Consider the following 17,710-nt stretch of genomic DNA (forward strand, 5'->3'; position numbering starts at 1 on the left):
GTGCCCCCAATCCTTGGCGATCGGGGGATTCCATAGTTTTTAACTTACTCGACCTAATGCTCTCCCTTTGCCGCTAGGGAGCCCAATCCCAAACAAATTAGAGCATTGACCACCAAAAAGGCGATCGCCATATTGCCGGTGCCAATGAGCCAGAGGGGAGTGCCTAGGAAAGCGGCGGCTAAGAGGAAGACCGTTACCCCAAAACAAACTCCCAAAGACCACTGTTTACCACTGGGATTACCAAGCAGTAAAAGTAGTAAGGCAATGGGAATGAGGGCACTGGCAAAAAATGGGTTTAACAAGCCTGTGCCGGGGAGACTGTTGCCCAATTCCGGCAAAGAACTACCCATGGCGCGGAAAGGCCATTGGGGCAAGTCAAAAATGTACAAACCCTGTAGAAAAAATAAGCCGGAGCTACCGAAGATTAATCCCCAGTTGAAGGGCCAGGTAAATTGGAGTGGTAAATAAATCCGCAACAGCAACACCAACAAGTATGAGCCCAACACCATGGCCAATTTGGGCAGAAAGGTCACAGCTCCCCCGTCAAACCAAAAAATGGGATTGAGGTAGCCGTTATCCCGCAACCAGCGCATGAAGTCCCGGAAGGAAACCTGGCCCTGGTGGGCTTGCTTGACCGCTTCCCCAGCGTTGAGATGGCCCGCACCGTAATAGTTCAAACTATCGTTGGGCACAGAGCGGGCGGAGGCTTTGAGGATTTTCAGGACAGCTTCTGGCTCCGACACTTCGGCCACCGTTAACTTGTCAGAGGCTCCGGAGGACAAACCCACCTTAGCCTGCTGTAGTTGCACTGATTGGATCAACGCCGCCGTACCGGCCACATGGGGAGCCGCCATACTTGTGCCCTGGAAACCCATCAGCACTGGCTCCCTGGTATCGGGGTCAATGGTTTCTTGGAGAATTTTGCCGTCCTTGCCATCACTACTGCCCCCGGGAGCGGCAATGTCTACCCCTGCACCGTAATTGGAATAGTCGGCTTTATTGCCTGTGGCATCGGTGGCCGCAACGCTGATCACCTTCGGGTACCGACCGGGGTAAGCCGCTGCATTTTGTCCTTCATTACCCGCCGCCGCAATGATTACCACCCCTTTGCTGTAGGCGTAGTCAATGGCGTCGGCCAAGGTTTTACTTTCACCACCGCCCCCTAAGCTCATATTAATGACACTGGCCCCGTTATCCGCCGCATAGATAATCGCTTCGGCAATGTCCGCCACGGTGCCGCCGCCGTTGTCCCCCAACACTTTCAGGGGCATAATTTTAGCTTTGGGGGCCACCCCGGCCACCCCGTATTCATTGTTGGTTGCCTGGGCGATGGTTCCCGCCACATGGGTGCCATGGCCGTTGTAGTCAGTGGTGTCGCGGTTATCGTCCACAAAGTTATAGCCACTCACAAATTCCGTCTGTCGCAAATCTGGAACCCTGGTTACCCCGGTATCAATCACCGCCACTGTCACCCCTTCTCCCTTACTACCATCCCAGGCCGATTCCATGGCGATCGCCCGTAGATTCCACTGCTTACTGTATTCGGGATCATTGGGAATTTCCAGGGTCTGGTAAACATAATTGGGCTCGACGTAATCCACCTCCTTCATCAAAGGCGATCGCCGGAGACGTTTTAAATCCTCCCCGTCACCTTTAACGGTGTAAACATAATTTTTAATTGAAAAAATACTGTTAAAATCCACCGTCTTTTCCAACTTCTCGTCGATGGCCTGGATATCCGCCGTTAGGGTTTGGGTGGGAATATCATTTCTGAAATTAATGATCAAACTGTCGTAATTGCCGCGGTGGGCCAAACCGTGGTGTTGGAGGTAGAGGTTGAGGGCAAACCACAGCCCAGCTAAAAACAGAATAGTGAGGAAAAAACGTTTGATCATAATAAATGTGGGGAACGGGACCCATTTTTCCGGGCGGAAATCGGCAAATCACACCTTAACAGATGGACAAAACCTTGCCCGAGTGCCTGACTACTTGCAATTCTAATGGACGAGGGATGGGGACTGCCCACCCCCGGGGAAGTTTCGGATGTTTTACCCCAAATTTAGTTCAACTGAGGAGTGAATGCACTATGTCTGCCTGGGAGCGAGGATTGGGTCAAGGCTTCGGCGGATTTGCGAAAATGCTTTCAGTGGATGCCAGTGATGTTGATAATTTTAGTTGAATCCATTATTGGCAGTGCAAAACAGACAAATTTAGCCATTTTTTCACTTTTCTTCGGACTTTTGGGCTAGACCCTGGAGAAAGCCAAAAACCACCAGCAGGTTGGACAGGGATAAAAATACCTCTGCACTACCATGAAGCCAGTCCACATCTGCCAACTGAGCTTGGTAATGGCTTTCGGCATAAAGTCCAGCGGGGATAGTTACTAAAACAAAGACCAGTAAAACGTAAAACCCCACCATTACTAGCTTCGGTGTTTGCGGCGATCGCCGTAGAAACCAAAGGAAGCCGAGATAGGGAAAAAGGGAAACGGCAAAAAGATTTTCCTTGGCAAAAATTTGGTTAAGTTCCATCAGGACTTGGGGGCAGAGGGCAGGGCTGATTGACGATAAATCCACCAGGCCGCTAGACAAAGGGTGATGTTGCCAAGCACCGTAGTCAACGCCTGGATAGTTACTAGCCAATTTAACTGACTCGCATTATCAAAAAAATGCCAAGTGCAGGCACACATGGCACTCACCAGGGCCGGCACCATTGCCCAGGACAAAATCCGCCAGTGGCCATAACCCTCCCTAGTGGCATAGCGACTCACCAAGGCGATCGCCACCATCCATTCAATAACACTGGAAACATGGACCATCCACGTGGGAATTGAAAGAGCATTCATCGGGCACAACCCTGGATAACTTAGTTTTAGCCAACGGCCATTGAAGCAAACGGGAGCAGAAATTACCACCGACTAATGTTGAAACTGAGTTTGAGGCCTTCCATTGCAAATCTCTTTTGGTCTACACCCAGAAAAAAGAGGATCGGTCAAAACCCAATCCCCCAGAGGTAGTTGATAAATTTTTCGAGAGCTTGATGAAGAAAATCTATCGGCTTAGGGAGAAGTTACTATTCGGACACAGCGGCGCCGGAAACAGCACTACCAAAGGAATCCGTTTCCTTGACAAAGCCAGTGTAAGCTTCCATGCCATGTTCGCCGATGTCCAAACCGATCATTTCCTCTTCGGCGGACACCCGGATGCCCATGGTTTGCTTGAGGATAGCCCAGACAACAAAGCTAAAGATGGCGGTGAAAGCACCGATTGCTAAAATACCAACAATTTGGATGATTAGCTGGTTGATGCCACCGCCGTAGAACAGACCCTTCTCCATGTTAAAGAACCCCACTGCTAGGGTTCCCCAGATACCGTTGACCAAGTGGACGGAGATGGCACCCACGGGGTCATCAATTTTGATCTTGTCAAAAAAGGCAACGGAATACACCACCAAGATTCCGGCAATACCGCCAATGATTACTGAACCCCAGTAGGATACCCCAGCACAACCGGCGGTTACCCCCACCAGACCGGCCAGAACACCGTTAATCACCATGGTCAAATCAGGTTTCCCATCTTTGATCCAAGAGGTGAAAGTAGCGGTTAAACCACCGGCAGAGGCAGCGAGGTTAGTGGTAACGGCAATGTAGGCACAGGCCTCATCGGCCGCCAACTGGGAACCGGGGTTAAAACCAAACCAGCCGATCCAAAGAATCAGACAACCGAGCATGGCAAAGCCCATGTTATGGCCAGGAATGGCACCGGGACGGCCATCGACAAATTTACCCAGACGAGGCCCCAACATTAAGGCTCCAGCTAGGGCGGCCCAACCTCCCACGGAGTGGACCACGGTGGAGCCGGCAAAGTCCATGAAACCCATGGTGTAGAGCCAGCCGCCTGCGTCCCAAACCCAGTGACCGGTGATGGGATAGGCAATGCCAACCAACAAAACACTAAAGATCAAAAACTCATTGAACTTGATCCGTTCAGCTACAGCACCGGAAACAATGGTGGCGGCAGTGGCGGAGAATGCAACCTGGAATAGGAAAAATACTGCCACTGGCAAGCCTTCCGGAAATGGACTCAACCCATAGTTGGAATGGTCACCACCGAGGAAAAATCCCCCGAAACCAAAGAAGGGATTGCCACTGCTGCCGAACATGAGGGAAAAACCGATCGCCCAGTAGGCTATGGTGGCTAGGGCAAAAACGATCAGGTTTTTAGTCAGGATGTTGACGGCATTTTTCTGACGACAAAGGCCGGTTTCCAGCATGCCGAAACCAGCATTCATGAAGATAACCAGAATGGCGGCTATCAAAATCCAGATGGCATTGAGGGTTCCCTGGAGAGTGGCAACATTTTCGTTAACACTTTCAACGGTGATGTTGACGATTTCCGTTTCTTGGGCGATCGCCGCGGCATTCCACACCGCCACAATTAGCGCCGTCAAGGGGACACAGGCTAACCAGGGAGAATTAATTTTACGGCGTACAAAGCGAAAAAGAGAGGATTTTTCTGCCTCCGTACGCGAGGAATGTGTCCGATTAACAGGACTCCTCTCACCCACATTTAGTTTAGACAATATCGAATTAGACATTTTGTACTTCAATCTACATTGTTCTACGAAAGTCTTCCGCCACTCGTTTCTTCCAAATTATTGAGCCAGCTCTGGAATAGTGCTCTGCTATAAATTTGGTCGAACAATAGAGGAAAGTAGACTTTTTCGGACATCAAACCATTAGAGTATTCAATTTTTACATGATTGTTTTCTGTATGTTTTACTACTTTTCAAATGGAAAATTCGTTGTAAACCGTCCGGGTTGGGCGGTCACTCCCAGTTCCTAAACAGCACCAACCATGCTTTTGTACCAATTTAATTGGGGCTATTTTGTAACTGCTCGACCAGGGTGTGAATTCGATGGCCAATTTCTGGCCAGGCTTGGGCTTGCACTAGGTGGCGGGGGAAGAGTTGTCCAGATAAACCGACGGCGATCGCCCCGGCCCGGAGAAAAGCTTGGGCATTGTCTAGGGTTACCCCTCCGGTGGGAATGAGGGGAATTTGTCCGAGGGGCCCCTGGAGAGCTTTGATGTAGTCCACCCCCCCTAGGGCTTGAATGGGAAATACTTTGACGGCAGCGGCTCCCCTTTGCCATGCTTGGACAATTTCCGTAGGGGAAAAAGCACCGGGGATAATGGGTAAGGCGTGGGCGACGGCGGTGGTAATCAGTTCTGAATCGTTGTGGGGAGTGAAACAAAACTGAGCTCCACTGGCCACAGCTTGGAGTAAATCCCTCCGACTAAGCACTGTACCAGTGCCAATGGCACAATGGGGAAATTGATGACGTAGTTGTTCAATGGTTTTTTCCGGTTGGTCGCTATTCCAGGTAATTTCCACCAATCCCATGCCCGCCTCAATGGCCACCCGGGCCAGTTGCACACTTAGATCTAGACAATCGGTGCGGATAACAGCGATCGCCCGATGTTTGTGCAAAATCTCTAACCATGGCGATCGAAGGGCGGATATGGCTGACCCCTGCTTTGGACCAAAATCATCAATGATGGACAAATTCCAAACTTCCTACATTCAACACTGTTTCAGATTACCGCTCCACCATGGCCCTTTCTCCCTTTTCCCGCTTCCAAGCTTGCCTATTCCTGGCCTTGGGGGGAAAAGACCAGGATCAAGCCCAGCAAAATCAAGCTAATTTCCCCCGATGGGGCCAACCCTGGCAGCAGATACTATCCCAGCCTTACCAGACTCCTTTGCCGGAAATGTTCTGGCAGAATGCCTTGCTTCAACTTCCGGCCATGGCCTTTCCCGAGCTGGTTAACTGGTTGATTTTGCTCGCCCTGTACCACCATGAAAATCCCTTGGGTTTTAGGCAGGATTTGGGCCGTTGGCTCCATCTTTGTCAGAGTCGTTTTCCCGAATACCATGGTGGAGATAAAGCCCAGGAAATACTGCTGTTGTGGCAAAGGCTACTAACCCTAATCCTGGCAGAGAGATTGGCCATTCACCATTTACCCTCCCTACTAAAAGAGCCGGAGCGATGGTGGTCCGTTGCCCCTGCTCCCAGCTTTTCCCCGGATTTACTCAATGGCCTAACGGCGATCGCCAGAGGTCTGGAAAATAATACTCCCCCCCAAACCATGGTTCAACCTCTGGATACGTGGGTCAAATCCGTCAGCTATGGTATTTATCTCTGGGCTAAAAGTCCCGACCAGCCCCGGTTAATTATCCATCAACTACGGATGGCAGAACAATCTCCATCAAGGGCGATCGCCAATCTTGTTCAGAATCAAGCCGAGTATCCCACCCCTGATCATTGCTTAACCCGGACTTTATCTCCCCTGACCCTCGCCCTAGTGGGAGCCTATAATGGTATAGAGATCAGTCAACAAGCCGTTCAAACCGAACATCCCTCTTTAGTGAGTGCCAACCTTTTGTCATTGGGGCAACAGCTTTGGCAAAGATGGTCCGGTCTACTTTGGGTTGGTTCTGCCCAGGGAAACTTGCCCTTGGCCCTGTCCTCTCCCTTGGGAATGCAGCGTCGATCTAGTTTAAAATTGGTATCTCAACAGGAATATGGACAAATCCTGCCTTCCCACGGCAACTAACTGGATAGCCCAACATTTTCCAGCCATTGTCCATCCATTGGTACCATGAAAGCGATTTTTGCCCTCCGCCAAGCAGTGGTTTCCCAACTGAAAAAGTCTACTCCGGCCAATCCTTCCCCCGTCACCAGGGCTGTGGGAAAGGCTTCTCAGGACGACACCATTTGGCAGAAAATTCATCGTTCTCGGTTTGTACGCATTGCCCACCCGCCCATTATGCTGGGGGTCACAGTGGTTTCCCTCACGGGTATAGTTGGTTATCGGTTTTACAACCAACCCCAACTCAGTGTTGGCACCGAATCTCCCTACACCATCTATGCCCCTAAAGATGGTAGTTTTGTCGACGAAAGAACCACAGAAGAAAAGCGCAAAGAAGTGCGGGCCGGCACTATTCCCCGTCTGCAAAGAGATAGCGAATTAACCGCTCAATTAAAACAACAAAGAAGTCAGTATTTAGATTCTATTAACCAGTTACGTTATCTGGCGGGTACTTTTCCCTATCTGGATACCAATACTTTAACCCTAGAGCAACAACATCTGCTTCGCAGTCTGGATGAGGGGGAATGGCGACTGCTGGAAAGCTATCTTAACAACGGTGAACCTCTACCCACAGCCTCACCCCAGTTGGCCAAACTACAACAACTATTTGATCAGCAAAAGACTGCCAATTCTCCGGAAACCATAGGGGTTTTGCTGGCGGATATTCGTGCGGCTCGGGAACGATATAGTCGGGTATCCACCCGTTTGGCTGAGCTCAAAGCCGATCGCCAAATTACTAATAATCAGATAGCGGCATTGATGCTGGATGTGCCCACTTGGCAAACCACCCAACAAACCATCATCCAAGTTCATGACCGCATTCTCACCCAGGGGCTACCGGCGGGCATCACAGCTCCCCTGCTGGGAGAAACCCTACAACTACACTTGCGTAATATTCTGCCTCCCCAGGCCCATCGGGTGGCGGAGGATAGTTTGAAAAATTTACTGGGGGATAAGTACAATCTCACTGTTGATAAGGAAGCCACTAAAAATTTGGCGGAAAAAGCCGTATTGGCGATGGAAACCGTCAAAGTTTCAGCCGAAAAAAACAGTGTAATTGTGCGAGCAGGGGAAACCATTACCCAGGAACAGTTTGTGCTGCTGGACGGCTATGGCCTAAGTCAAAGACAGGTTAACTGGCAAGGACTATTGCACACGGCCGGATTGGTGGGGGGAGCCTTAGTCATCTTCTGTGGAGTCAGTCGTCGTATCCATCGACCGCTACGACGGCGAGACCATATTCTGCTCTGCATGTTGAGCATCAGTACGCCAATTCTATTTTTACTTGATCCCATATACAACAATTTGCCCGCCATTAGTCTACTCACTAGTAGTTTTTATGGACCTACCTTGGCAATTACCCAGGTGGTCTTAGTGGGGGGACTCTCCGCTTTTGCCATGGAGTCAATTGTTTGGGAATATTTACTGGCTGGGGGAGCGGCAGCCCTATTGGCGGGGATGATTGCCAGTAAGTTACGTTCCCGGGATGAGTTGGCCCTACTGGGGTTGGGGGTAGGCACGACCCAGGGAGTCGTCTATTTGTTCACATATTTGATTATCAATGCTTCGGCCGTCACCATTATTTGGTATACTGCGTTGCCCAGTGCCATTGTCTATGGCCTAGTGGGCCTAGCCTGGAGTGCTATGGCGATCGGCGTTTCCCCCTATCTAGAAAGACTGTTTGACGTGGTTACCCCCACCCGCTTGGTGGAATTGAGTAATCCCAATTGTCCGTTGCTGCAAAGATTAGCAAAGGAAGCCCCCGGCACCTTCCAACACACTCTGTTCGTGGCCTGCTTAGCCGAGTCAGCGGCAAGGGAATTGCGCTGTAACGTCGAATTGGTCAGGACTGGGACCCTTTACCATGACATTGGCAAAATGCACGACCCCCTGGGATTCATCGAAAATCAGATGGGGGGCCCCAATAAACACGATGAAATTAATGATCCCTACGTCAGTGTGGACATAATTAAGAAACATGTTTCTGAGGGACTGGTTATGGCCCGGAAATATGGCTTACCCCAAGTGGTGCGGGATTTTATTCCGGAACATCAAGGACAAATGCTAATTTCCTATTTTTATATTCAGGCTAAGGAAGCAGCGGAAAGAGCCGGGGAGCCACCGGTGGATGAGGGAGAGTTTCGTTACGCAGGCCCTATCCCCCAATCTCGGGAAACGGGCATTGTTATGCTGGCGGACAGTTGTGAGGCGGCGTTACGTTCTTTGGGGGAAGCGAATCCGGAAACGGCCATGGCCATGGTTAACCGCATTTTTAAGGCACGTTGGCGGGACAATCAGTTGCAGGATAGTGGTTTGAAATATGAAGAACTACCCATCATTGCCGATGTGTTTGTGCGGGTATGGCAACAGTTCCATCATCAGCGTATTGCTTACCCCAAAGCGGCATTGGACGTACAGGTGACTAGTCCTTCTACCACACGATTCTAGATTTCGTTGAGATCAAAGATTGATCTCAAATGGGCCCATGGCTCCAGGGTCTAGAGTCTCGGGTTTATTAGCCAGGACGTCAATTGATAAGTTTAAATTATTAAAAGAGTTGGTAAATTTGAGGCAATTTTTTTCACCAAAATACTACCTCTTGATTGGATATTGCATAAACTTAAGAGTATGGTCTTTTTCGGGAAAATAGTTTTATATCTATAACCCTTAACAGAGGCAATATAATGTCAAATCCTTTGTCTTCAGGCTATTGTAAGCATTTCGTGGGACTATACCCAGTGGATTTTTCCAAATTTTTTCAGTAGTCCGGTGGCAATAAAGATAATCACCATAGAGCAGAAACTATGAACAAGTTTGAACCGAAACAGTCTCAGCCGAAGATAGATATCCAGCCTGGGTGGGCAATTCATGTGTATGACAAAAGTCGGCGTTTACTGTTTGTGCTAGATCCATCCCATGCCTGGCTTTTTTTGTTGGGTTGCGGTGTTGGTTTACTGCTTTCTCTGACTTGGATTAATCTTGCCCATAAGAGTTCTCCGGTAGATAATGCCCCCACTCAGGGCGCCCCCTCTTGGCAGGTTGATTAGACAATTGTCCATTCAAGAGAACGAATAAAGGTATCATGCATGTCGATTAATGGCAGCGGTGTAGAGGGAAATTTTGGGATAGGATTTGCCTGCAATGGATGGTAATCGTCAACTAAAAGTAAAACTTATCATTTGAATTGGAAATTACTTAGCAGATCCAGGGAGACAGTCGCAAAATTGGGCGGATTTGCATATAGACTTTAGTTTATAGATTTACAGGCATAGATTTTGTTGTCTTAATAGACCTTTGTCTATGAAAGGCGATGCGCCCCGGTGATGTTTTTCCGCTCTCAATAGGGATCGATAGCGATAATCAGAGGGTTTCTTTGCCTCTGGGGAGATCAAGCAAGCTACTGAGGATTCGAGACGGAGCTTTACTACCCCAATCCCCATAAATTTCAACCAAGGAGACAATTTACATTATGGATTTTTTATCCCACTTTTTAACGGATTTTGTTGGACAGTTGCAGTCCCCAACCCTAGCCTTTTTGATTGGGGGGATGGTTATTGCCGCCCTTGGTACCCAATTGGTAATTCCAGAGGCGATTTCTACGATCATCGTCTTTATGTTGCTCACTAAGATTGGCCTGACCGGGGGCATGGCAATTCGCAACTCCAACTTAACGGAAATGCTCCTGCCGATGATATTCTCCGTAATATTGGGAATTCTAATTGTATTCATCGCCCGTTTTACCCTGGCTAAACTTCCCAATGTTAAAACCGTGGATGCCCTTGCCACTGGTGGCTTGTTTGGGGCAGTTAGTGGTTCTACGATGGCCGCCGCCCTAACTACGTTGGAAGAATCAAAAATTTCCTACGAAGCTTGGGCTGGTGCCCTCTATCCTTTTATGGATATTCCTGCCCTAGTAACGGCGATCGTAGTGGCCAATATTTATCTCAATAAGAAGAAGCGTCGTGCCGCGGCCGCCATTGAGGGATCTTTAAGCAAGCAACCCGTTGCCGCAGGGGATTATGGCGATCAGCAGGATTATCCTCGTACCCGCCAGGAGTATTTGAGCCAGCAGGAACCGGAGGATAATCGGGTCAAGATCTGGCCGATCATCGAAGAAAGTTTACAAGGTCCCGCCCTGTCAGCCATGTTATTAGGTCTTGCCCTTGGCATATTTACCAAGCCGGAAAGTGTCTATGAAGGTTTCTATGATCCTCTTTTTCGAGGCCTACTTTCTATCTTGATGCTCATTATGGGGATGGAGGCTTGGTCCAGAATTGGCGAACTACGTAAAGTAGCTCAATGGTATGTGGTCTATAGCCTGGTAGCTCCGATAGTGCACGGGTTTATTGCCTTTGGTCTTGGTATGATTGCCCACTACACTACGGGATTCAGCCTGGGCGGTGTCGTAGTTTTAGCAGTCATCGCCGCTTCTAGTTCTGATATCTCCGGCCCCCCCACCTTGCGAGCCGGTATCCCGTCGGCCAATCCCTCTGCTTATATTGGTGCATCCACCGCTATCGGTACTCCCATTGCCATCGGCGTGTGCATACCGCTTTTCATTGGGCTTGCCCAGACCCTTGGTGCAGGTTAATCCCCAACAGGTTATGGTCTTTCAGTACTCCCTTGACCGAACAGACCAAAAAGATTAACTTACATACTTCTAGGAGATAAACAAAATGGCTAAACCAGCTAATAAACTCGTCATCGTCACGGAAAAGATTCTACTGAAGAAAATTGCCAAAATCATTGACGAATCAGGTGCCAAAGGATACACAGTCATGAATACCGGTGGCAAAGGTAGCCGTAACGTGCGCTCGTCGGGTCAACCTAATACTTCTGACATTGAGGCCAATATCAAGTTCGAAATATTAACTGAAACCCGGGAAATGGCTGAAGAAATTGCTGATCGAGTTGCCGTCAAGTATTTTAATGATTACGCTGGCATCATCTACATTTGCAGCGCAGAAGTACTTTATGGTCACACGTTCTGTGGACCCGAAGGCTGCTGAATTAATTAAAGAAAACTAGGCTTGTTTCTATTCCGGCAACCGTATTCAAAACAAAACTGTTCTTGGGCGGTTGCTTTTTTGTTTTTTTCTCCAGGGGATTGTAGCTCTATTTCAACTGTTTAGAGAGTCACCATGTTTTTCGATCTTTTCAGTGCGACCTAAACCTACCGGCAAATCCTAGATAAAATGGTAGCCGACTACAAGCAGGATAAATTATCAGAAAAATGGTTCTAAAATCCCGTCCCTATTGCACTTTAACCTTTGCTTACAATAGGCCAGAGCTGTAGTTTTGAGTTTGACAACAGAATAGCTCAATTAACTTTGTTGTTGCCATCATACAAAAATCTAGCCCCGGCCCACTGCAACTTATCCCTTAGAGTTTTGTAAAAAGAGTAGCTTTCCCGTAGGAGGATAAATTGGGCTGCTCGATGGGCCATCCACACCCCTACCCTTTGTCCTGGCCAAACGCCTGTAGCCAGAGAACCATCAGTCCAGAGTTTAGTATTCAACTCAAAATCCCCCAGGGGCCAGATATTCACCGACGAGCCGGGGGGAATGACAATGGGACGACTGGATAAGCTCAGGGGACAAATGGGAGTAATGACAATGGCATCCATGCCAGGGTGCAAAATGGGGCCGTTAGCGGAGGAAGTGTAGCAAGTGGATCCCGTCGGGGTGGCGACTAAAAGACCGTCGCACTGATACTGATCAATTAACTCCCCATCCACCTCCACTTCTATGATGGCGGTGGGCATGCGGTCAATGCTGGCGGGCTTGATGCACATTTCGTTCAAGCAATAGTAAGTTTCCCCAACCATCTGGGGATCCCGGCGATCGCCTTCAAATAGACTAGCCGCTAACATCATGCGCTGGGAAACAGCATAACGGTCTTGACTAAGGCGGTCCCACACCGCTTGGGTATCTTTAAATAAGTCAAAGGGTTCCGTCAAAAAACCCAGATGTCCCCCTACATTGACGGACAGAATAGGGATACCTTCCGGGGATAAATGTCTGGCCGCCGCTAGGGTAGTGCCGTCCCCCCCCAAAACCAGGGCCAAATCGATTTTCTCCGTGGCGGAAGCTAAAAACACTGGATAGGGATTATCTTTAACGCCGCTGGGGCCCATCAACACCTTACAGCCCCTTGCTTCCAACTCCTTTGCACAATGTTCTGCATAGGTTTTACTTTCTGGATGCCCGGCTTTATGGGCGATAATCACCTGTTTTAGTTCCACAATGGGGCCTCATAGTGGGCATGGGTTAGTTAACTTTCAGCACTTTCCGCTGTAGTCGCCGCAGTTTCTTCGATCGCCGGAGGGGAAGTAGTTTGTTTTTCCTTTTTCTTCCGTTCTGCTTCTGCGGCATCTTCCAACACCTTGAGCAGTTGGTCGACTTTTTCGAGGTTACTACGGTACAAGTCTAGATCCTTAACTACTTTATCGAGGGATAGGCCCAACAGTTCCGATAGCTTAGTGAGGTAAGCTTGACGTTTTTCGTCATTTTCCTTCACTTCCGGATCCCGATCCGCCAGTAGGGTATAAAGACCAATGGTAAATAGACGGCTGTATTTAAACTTGTGGCGCTGATGAATGCCGGTAAGGGTATTGAGGAGAAGATTATCCCCGGACGGTTGCTCACTGGCGGCGGCGGTTACCCAGGCATCCAGACCAATGTGGTGGGCACTGGCGGCTACACTTTTGGCGTCTTGGCGCACTTGGTCGGGATTTTGATCCACCCCATGGCAGAGGGCATTGAAAATAGCAGGCAATTCTTCGGCGGGTTGATAGCCCTGCATGAAACTATCAAAGGAGGTGACGATACCTAGGGCATAGATGGGATCGTAGGCAAAGTCGATATTCACACTGAGCAAATGCATTTCCACCAATAATTCTTCGACAAAACGTCGGTAGATGGAACTAATGGGACGGCTGTAGTGGGTAAAAAATTTTCGTTTGGCTTCAGAAACAGTGCGAATTTTAGTCACAGGGCCGATTACAAAGGGGGGGATAGGACTTCTATTTTCTCCTGTTAAGCCGCCTTTGCCAACCTGGGTTGTTGCCGGAGGATGTTAATCACCGGGCATTGCTAGAATGGGACAGCCCCAGGGAAAAGACCATGCTGGATTTTCAGGCATTTATTGCCATAATTACTGCCATTTTGGTGTTTGTGACCGGAGTAGCCCTCAAATATGAAACCATCCACTTCAAAAACTACGAACTCCCTATCCCCCAATGGGCCGGACTCAGCTTCGCCGGGGTTACTTTCACGTTTGTGGTCTTGGATCAAATCCTACGGGGGTTTGTCCGACTTGAGGAAGTACAACGAAGAGATGAAGAAGTACAACGAAGAGATGAGGAAAGAAACCGCAGAGATGAGGAGGCTAGAGCACGAAAAGCAGATGCGGCACGAGCAGAGGATGAAAGAATTAGAGCTACAGAACGAGAAACTCGCCGAACTAGAATCGAAACTCGATATCGTACTGCGCTCGCCAGATTCCACCTTGACCCCAGCCAATTCCACCGAAAACAGTTAGCGGACATTTTAGCCCTCCTTGAAGAATACCGGGATACGTTGTGAAATTTTGTCACTATGCTTTTGTCGGAGCCACTGAGTCCAATTTTGGCTGTATCTCTACCAAGAATATTCCCCATGGCCTAGGCTAATTGGTGAGAAAGTTGTTCAGAATTCACGGGCTAAGTGTTAATGGTTTCTCCCATGGCTATCTGGCGATCATTGATGTTCAACAGTTTTTCCCCCCAGGAATGGGGCCGGGGCAGTGTGCTCCATCGGTTGGTCGGCTGGGGACGGGATTGGATACAGGCTAGTGTGCTTTGGCCCCATTTCGAGACATTGGGCACGGTGCTGTTGGCCATAATTTTTATAGCGGCTCCCTTCACCTCCACCACCATGTTGGGCATATTTATGCTCCTCTGTGGCGCATTTTGGGCCTTACTCACCTTGGCTGATCAGCCGGGCACAGGGCTAACCCCCATTCATATTTTGGTATTTATCTACTGGTGTATTTCGGCGATCGCCGTAGGTTTTTCCCCGGTTAAAATGGCCGCGGCGTCGGGTTTAGCCAAGTTGACAGCCAATTTATGCTTATTTCTCTTGGCGGCAAGGCTGTTTCAAAATAAAGCCTGGTTGAACCGATTGGTGACAATTATTTTGCTAGTGGGACTATTGGTGGGGAGTTACGGCCTACGGCAACAGGTGGACGGGGTGGAGCAATTGGCCACCTGGAATGACCCCACTTCCACTTTGGCGGGAGCCACTAGGGTCTATAGCTTTTTGGGCAACCCCAATCTTTTAGCCGCGTACCTTTTGCCCATGACTGGTCTGAGCCTAAGTGCTCTAATGGTATGGCGACGGTGGTGGCCCAAACTGTTGGGGACCACCATGGTGATTGTTAACCTACTCTGTCTCTTTTTTACCCAAAGCCGGGGGGGTTGGCTGGCGGTGTTGGCCCTGGGGGGAACATTTTTGATTCTTTGCTATTTCTGGTGGTTTCCCCAATTACCTAAATTTTGGCAACGGTGGTCTTTACCTTTGGCGATCGCCATTGGCTTAGGAGGCACAGCGGTGGCGTTGATTGCAGTGGAACCCATCCGCCTTCGGGCCATGAGCATTTTTGCTGGGCGGGAAGATAGTAGTAATAACTTTCGTATTAACGTTTGGGAAGGGGTAAAAGCCATGATCCTGGCCCGCCCCATTATTGGCATTGGTCCCGGCAATGAAGCCTTTAATCAGATTTACCCTTACTATATGCGGCCCCGCTTTACTGCCCTGAGTGCCTATTCTATCTACCTAGAAATTTTGGTGGAAACTGGTATTGTCGGCTTCACTTGTATGCTCTGGATTTTGCTCGTAACTGTGGGCAAAGCTCTCCAACTGATTAACCGCTGTCGTCAAACCTTAGCCCCGGAAGGTATTTGGATTATGGGCACCCTGGCGGCGATCGTCGGTTTATTAGTCCACGGCCTTGTGGATACGGTCTGGTACCGTCCCCCAGTGAGCAGTTTATGGTGGTTGCTGGTAGCCATTATTGCTGGCCAATGGGCCAGTGCCCAAGCGCAGTGGCAAACAAAGACAAAACAGTGAACCAATTTGCGCCGGATTAGCGCCCTTTCTGGCTTTTTCTCCCAACATTTTTCTAGCTCCAACCCAGGGAAGATGTTCAAATTGAGCATTTTTTTCTGAAAGCCCTTGCTAAAACAGACCACATATGCAGTTAAGCTCTAGGGCAGAGTCATTAGCCAGATTAAACCTTATTTTTTCCTAAGGTTGCTCGGTTCAGCCACCCTTTTGGGCAAGCTTGTATAAGCAGATACCGTTAACTCGGTCAACTTTTTGTTACATTTGTTTACAATTGCAAGGTAACCGCCTTGGAGGGCAATAGCAATGAAATCCGAATCCTTCGATCTCACCATTGAGCAGATGTTTGAGTTCCGTCGCATGCAGGATGCCACCGCTGACATTAGCAAGGAGCAAGCCCTGGAACTGTTAGTTCAGGCCTCCCGACTGTTGATGATTAAATCCAATGTTATCCGGGACCTGATGCGCCAAGCTCCCCTCGAACCCCTCGGCTGAGGACAAAATTAGTCCACTTTTCGGTCATTAACTATCAACATTTGACCGTCCATTTTTTAAGGAGTGAGATCACCATGATCAACAACGAAGCCTTTAACCTGTCCTTGGAGCAGAAATTTCAACTGCAGTGCTTGCAACAGGAGTATCAAGATCTAGACCGGGAGCAAACCGTCAACTACCTACTGGAAACCATGCAACAAATCATGGTGCGGGACAATCTTATCCGGGACCTAATGAAAAATTCCCTTTTGTCTTAGCAGGACCTTGGGGTTAGGCACCAAGCAGGGTAAAACTTAACGGAATTAGACATTGAACACCTTGCTTAGTTACGACGGAAAAATCCCCCATCAGCGGTAATGGTCAACGATCATCAGCAATTCTGTACTCCTCACCGTCGACTTTGTCTCTTCACCACATTGTTACTCGCTTTTCTCACTTTCAACGGGCGGCTTGCATTTGACGATGGCGTTGGGCCACTTGCCAGCATTCCGTCACCAAATTATGCCAGGGGACCAGGACACTAAACTCAACTCCCACCTGCTCCCCAGTGGCTTGAAACATTAGTTGTGTACACTTTACTTCTTCCCTAGCTTGTCGTACCCGATCAAGCAGATCCTGTTGCTGTTCCGGGGTGAGAAAAGCGATGGGTTGGCTTTCCAACAGTTGGCAAGAGCGGCTAAACCAATGCTCAAAATCTCCCAACAGCGGCTCGAGAATAGTTTTTAATAGCTCTTTTTCATCTGGTTGCTGGTTGATCATTTGATTCCAATTAGCCCGGGTTTAATAAACTTTTCTAAGAATGCTATTTACATTTGTTTATATTTTAACCAAAAGAACCAAAATTATGCCATTGGAGGACTGCTCCAGAGCAGTAGACCGATCGCCAGTTCACTGCCCCAAAGTAAGAATGTAAATAGTAGTAGCAGTAGATACATCCATGGTTGGGAGAGGGGGCGCACATCTTGGGTGTCAATGTCCGCACGAAGGCTGACCAGTTGGGTCAAGCGGTTAAAGCCGGCCACCCGCATGGGCAAGAGATAGGCCTTCTCTTTCGACTCTGTGAGGAAGTAGTATACTAGTCCGCCCTGTCCTGTGGTGCGGCATTTTAGGGCAGTGATGTCTGACCAAGGTAACTGCCAACCGGAGCGGAAAAAATGTGGGACCCAGCGGGGATAACGCACGACAATTTGGTCAGCATTAAGCACCACCTGTTCTGCCAATGCCCCTAGTAGGGCCATTAAACCCAGCCCCAGCCCAACGGCCAACAGGATTGTTAAAAGCAGATTGCCCTGGGTCAGCTGAGCCAGAATAGGCAGGGGCACCGTCAGAGCTAGGTAAAGATTAATCAGGGTAATACTAATTAGGGGAGAAATAGGGAACACTTCCTGGCGATCGCCAGTAATGATATCTAGGTTAGCTGCGGTAGAAGGTGGTTGCGGCAAAGTGGGGGGCATAGGA

General features: G+C 49.0%; 18 protein-coding genes. 9 read left to right on the forward strand and 9 right to left on the reverse strand.

Going from position 1 to position 17,710, the window contains the following annotated elements; genetic code table 11:
* Nucleotides 1–53: 53 nt before the first annotated feature.
* The 5 genes from D082_RS13290 to D082_RS13310 all read right to left on the reverse strand — a co-directional run bounded on the left by D082_RS13290 (nucleotide 54) and on the right by D082_RS13310 (nucleotide 5,523).
* On the reverse strand, nucleotides 54–1,895 hold the full coding sequence (locus D082_RS13290; protein WP_028947178.1) for a DUF5942 domain-containing protein: 1,842 nt from the start codon (nucleotides 1,893–1,895) through the stop codon (nucleotides 54–56).
* A 327-nt stretch (nucleotides 1,896–2,222) separates the two neighbouring features.
* Nucleotides 2,223–2,576 carry a DUF3593 domain-containing protein gene (locus D082_RS13295; protein ID WP_081857666.1) on the reverse strand — a complete coding sequence of 118 codons (354 nt, stop codon included), beginning with the start codon at nucleotides 2,574–2,576 and terminating at the stop codon, nucleotides 2,223–2,225.
* The gene (locus D082_RS13300; RefSeq protein ID WP_028947176.1) at nucleotides 2,531–2,845 is read right to left on the reverse strand and encodes a DUF2499 domain-containing protein; all 315 of its coding nucleotides are present in this window, start codon (nucleotides 2,843–2,845) and stop codon (nucleotides 2,531–2,533) included. The genes D082_RS13295 and D082_RS13300 overlap by 46 nt, the downstream gene beginning before the upstream one ends.
* 227 nt (nucleotides 2,846–3,072) lie before the next feature.
* Nucleotides 3,073–4,596: an ammonium transporter gene (locus D082_RS13305; RefSeq protein ID WP_028947175.1), complete on the reverse strand. Its 1,524-nt coding sequence runs from the start codon at nucleotides 4,594–4,596 to the stop codon at nucleotides 3,073–3,075.
* A 276-nt stretch (nucleotides 4,597–4,872) separates the two neighbouring features.
* A complete protein-coding gene (locus D082_RS13310; RefSeq protein ID WP_255356954.1) occupies nucleotides 4,873–5,523 on the reverse strand; it encodes a bifunctional 4-hydroxy-2-oxoglutarate aldolase/2-dehydro-3-deoxy-phosphogluconate aldolase in 651 nt (216 codons plus the stop codon).
* 89 nt (nucleotides 5,524–5,612) lie between these two features.
* On the opposite strand from D082_RS13310, the gene D082_RS13315 reads away from it, so the two are divergent.
* From D082_RS13315 to D082_RS13335, 5 genes are all read left to right on the forward strand, one after another.
* Nucleotides 5,613–6,617 carry a hypothetical protein gene (locus D082_RS13315; protein WP_028947173.1) on the forward strand — a complete coding sequence of 335 codons (1,005 nt, stop codon included), beginning with the start codon at nucleotides 5,613–5,615 and terminating at the stop codon, nucleotides 6,615–6,617.
* A gap of 45 nt (nucleotides 6,618–6,662) precedes the next feature.
* The gene (locus D082_RS13320) at nucleotides 6,663–9,101 is read left to right on the forward strand and encodes an HD family phosphohydrolase (RefSeq protein WP_028947172.1); all 2,439 of its coding nucleotides are present in this window, start codon (nucleotides 6,663–6,665) and stop codon (nucleotides 9,099–9,101) included.
* A 356-nt stretch (nucleotides 9,102–9,457) separates the two neighbouring features.
* On the forward strand, nucleotides 9,458–9,700 hold the full coding sequence (locus tag D082_RS13325) for a hypothetical protein (protein WP_028947171.1): 243 nt from the start codon (nucleotides 9,458–9,460) through the stop codon (nucleotides 9,698–9,700).
* Between the two features lie 422 nt (nucleotides 9,701–10,122).
* Nucleotides 10,123–11,244, forward strand: coding sequence for a sodium-dependent bicarbonate transport family permease (locus D082_RS13330; RefSeq protein ID WP_028947170.1), 1,122 nt, complete (start codon nucleotides 10,123–10,125; stop codon nucleotides 11,242–11,244).
* Nucleotides 11,245–11,329: 85 nt separating this feature from the next.
* Nucleotides 11,330–11,662, forward strand: coding sequence for a hypothetical protein (locus D082_RS13335; RefSeq protein ID WP_010872646.1), 333 nt, complete (start codon nucleotides 11,330–11,332; stop codon nucleotides 11,660–11,662).
* 311 nt (nucleotides 11,663–11,973) lie between these two features.
* Here D082_RS13335 and D082_RS13340 read toward each other — a convergent pair whose 3' ends face one another.
* Entirely contained in the window at nucleotides 11,974–12,897 is a 924-nt protein-coding gene (locus tag D082_RS13340; RefSeq protein WP_028947169.1) for an NAD(+) kinase, read from the reverse strand.
* A 29-nt stretch (nucleotides 12,898–12,926) separates the two neighbouring features.
* The gene (psb29, locus tag D082_RS13345; RefSeq protein ID WP_028947168.1) at nucleotides 12,927–13,646 is read right to left on the reverse strand and encodes a photosystem II biogenesis protein Psp29; all 720 of its coding nucleotides are present in this window, start codon (nucleotides 13,644–13,646) and stop codon (nucleotides 12,927–12,929) included.
* 71 nt (nucleotides 13,647–13,717) lie between these two features.
* On the opposite strand from psb29, the gene D082_RS13350 reads away from it, so the two are divergent.
* The 4 genes from D082_RS13350 (at nucleotide 13,718) to D082_RS13365 (ending at nucleotide 16,509) form a co-directional block, all read left to right on the forward strand.
* Nucleotides 13,718–14,239 carry a hypothetical protein gene (locus tag D082_RS13350; protein ID WP_144428746.1) on the forward strand — a complete coding sequence of 174 codons (522 nt, stop codon included), beginning with the start codon at nucleotides 13,718–13,720 and terminating at the stop codon, nucleotides 14,237–14,239.
* Between the two features lie 126 nt (nucleotides 14,240–14,365).
* Nucleotides 14,366–15,763 (forward strand): IctB family putative bicarbonate transporter, encoded by a 1,398-nt coding sequence (locus D082_RS13355; RefSeq protein ID WP_028947167.1) that lies wholly within the window; start codon nucleotides 14,366–14,368, stop codon nucleotides 15,761–15,763.
* A 300-nt stretch (nucleotides 15,764–16,063) separates the two neighbouring features.
* A complete protein-coding gene (locus tag D082_RS13360) occupies nucleotides 16,064–16,252 on the forward strand; it encodes an NblA/ycf18 family protein (RefSeq protein ID WP_028947166.1) in 189 nt (62 codons plus the stop codon).
* A 74-nt stretch (nucleotides 16,253–16,326) separates the two neighbouring features.
* Entirely contained in the window at nucleotides 16,327–16,509 is a 183-nt protein-coding gene (locus D082_RS13365) for an NblA/ycf18 family protein (protein ID WP_028947165.1), read from the forward strand.
* A 181-nt stretch (nucleotides 16,510–16,690) separates the two neighbouring features.
* On the opposite strand, the gene D082_RS13370 is transcribed toward D082_RS13365, so the two are convergent.
* Nucleotides 16,691–17,011: a DUF2605 domain-containing protein gene (locus D082_RS13370; RefSeq protein WP_028947164.1), complete on the reverse strand. Its 321-nt coding sequence runs from the start codon at nucleotides 17,009–17,011 to the stop codon at nucleotides 16,691–16,693.
* Nucleotides 17,012–17,094: 83 nt separating this feature from the next.
* Nucleotides 17,095–17,706 (reverse strand): hypothetical protein, encoded by a 612-nt coding sequence (locus D082_RS13375; RefSeq protein WP_028947163.1) that lies wholly within the window; start codon nucleotides 17,704–17,706, stop codon nucleotides 17,095–17,097.
* Nucleotides 17,707–17,710: the final 4 nt, after the last annotated feature.

The organism is Synechocystis sp. PCC 6714, from assembly GCF_000478825.2.
In the GTDB taxonomy this organism is placed as follows: Bacteria; Cyanobacteriota; Cyanobacteriia; order Cyanobacteriales; family Microcystaceae; genus Synechocystis.

What these genes read in the sequence shown, in the direction of transcription:
- D082_RS13325 (WP_028947171.1), top strand. Translation starts at nt 9,458, where the DNA reads ATGAACAAGTTTGAACCGAAACAGTCTCAGCCGAAGATAGATATCCAG.
- D082_RS13300 (WP_028947176.1), bottom strand. Translation starts at nt 2,845, where the DNA reads ATGAATGCTCTTTCAATTCCCACGTGGATGGTCCATGTTTCCAGTGTT.
- D082_RS13290 (WP_028947178.1), bottom strand. Translation starts at nt 1,895, where the DNA reads ATGATCAAACGTTTTTTCCTCACTATTCTGTTTTTAGCTGGGCTGTGG.
- D082_RS13330 (WP_028947170.1), top strand. Translation starts at nt 10,123, where the DNA reads ATGGATTTTTTATCCCACTTTTTAACGGATTTTGTTGGACAGTTGCAG.
- D082_RS13355 (WP_028947167.1), top strand. Translation starts at nt 14,366, where the DNA reads ATGGTTTCTCCCATGGCTATCTGGCGATCATTGATGTTCAACAGTTTT.
- D082_RS13315 (WP_028947173.1), top strand. Translation starts at nt 5,613, where the DNA reads ATGGCCCTTTCTCCCTTTTCCCGCTTCCAAGCTTGCCTATTCCTGGCC.
- D082_RS13335 (WP_010872646.1), top strand. Translation starts at nt 11,330, where the DNA reads ATGGCTAAACCAGCTAATAAACTCGTCATCGTCACGGAAAAGATTCTA.
- D082_RS13360 (WP_028947166.1), top strand. Translation starts at nt 16,064, where the DNA reads ATGAAATCCGAATCCTTCGATCTCACCATTGAGCAGATGTTTGAGTTC.
- D082_RS13370 (WP_028947164.1), bottom strand. Translation starts at nt 17,011, where the DNA reads ATGATCAACCAGCAACCAGATGAAAAAGAGCTATTAAAAACTATTCTC.
- D082_RS13320 (WP_028947172.1), top strand. Translation starts at nt 6,663, where the DNA reads ATGAAAGCGATTTTTGCCCTCCGCCAAGCAGTGGTTTCCCAACTGAAA.
- D082_RS13375 (WP_028947163.1), bottom strand. Translation starts at nt 17,706, where the DNA reads ATGCCCCCCACTTTGCCGCAACCACCTTCTACCGCAGCTAACCTAGAT.
- D082_RS13305 (WP_028947175.1), bottom strand. Translation starts at nt 4,596, where the DNA reads ATGTCTAATTCGATATTGTCTAAACTAAATGTGGGTGAGAGGAGTCCT.
- D082_RS13365 (WP_028947165.1), top strand. Translation starts at nt 16,327, where the DNA reads ATGATCAACAACGAAGCCTTTAACCTGTCCTTGGAGCAGAAATTTCAA.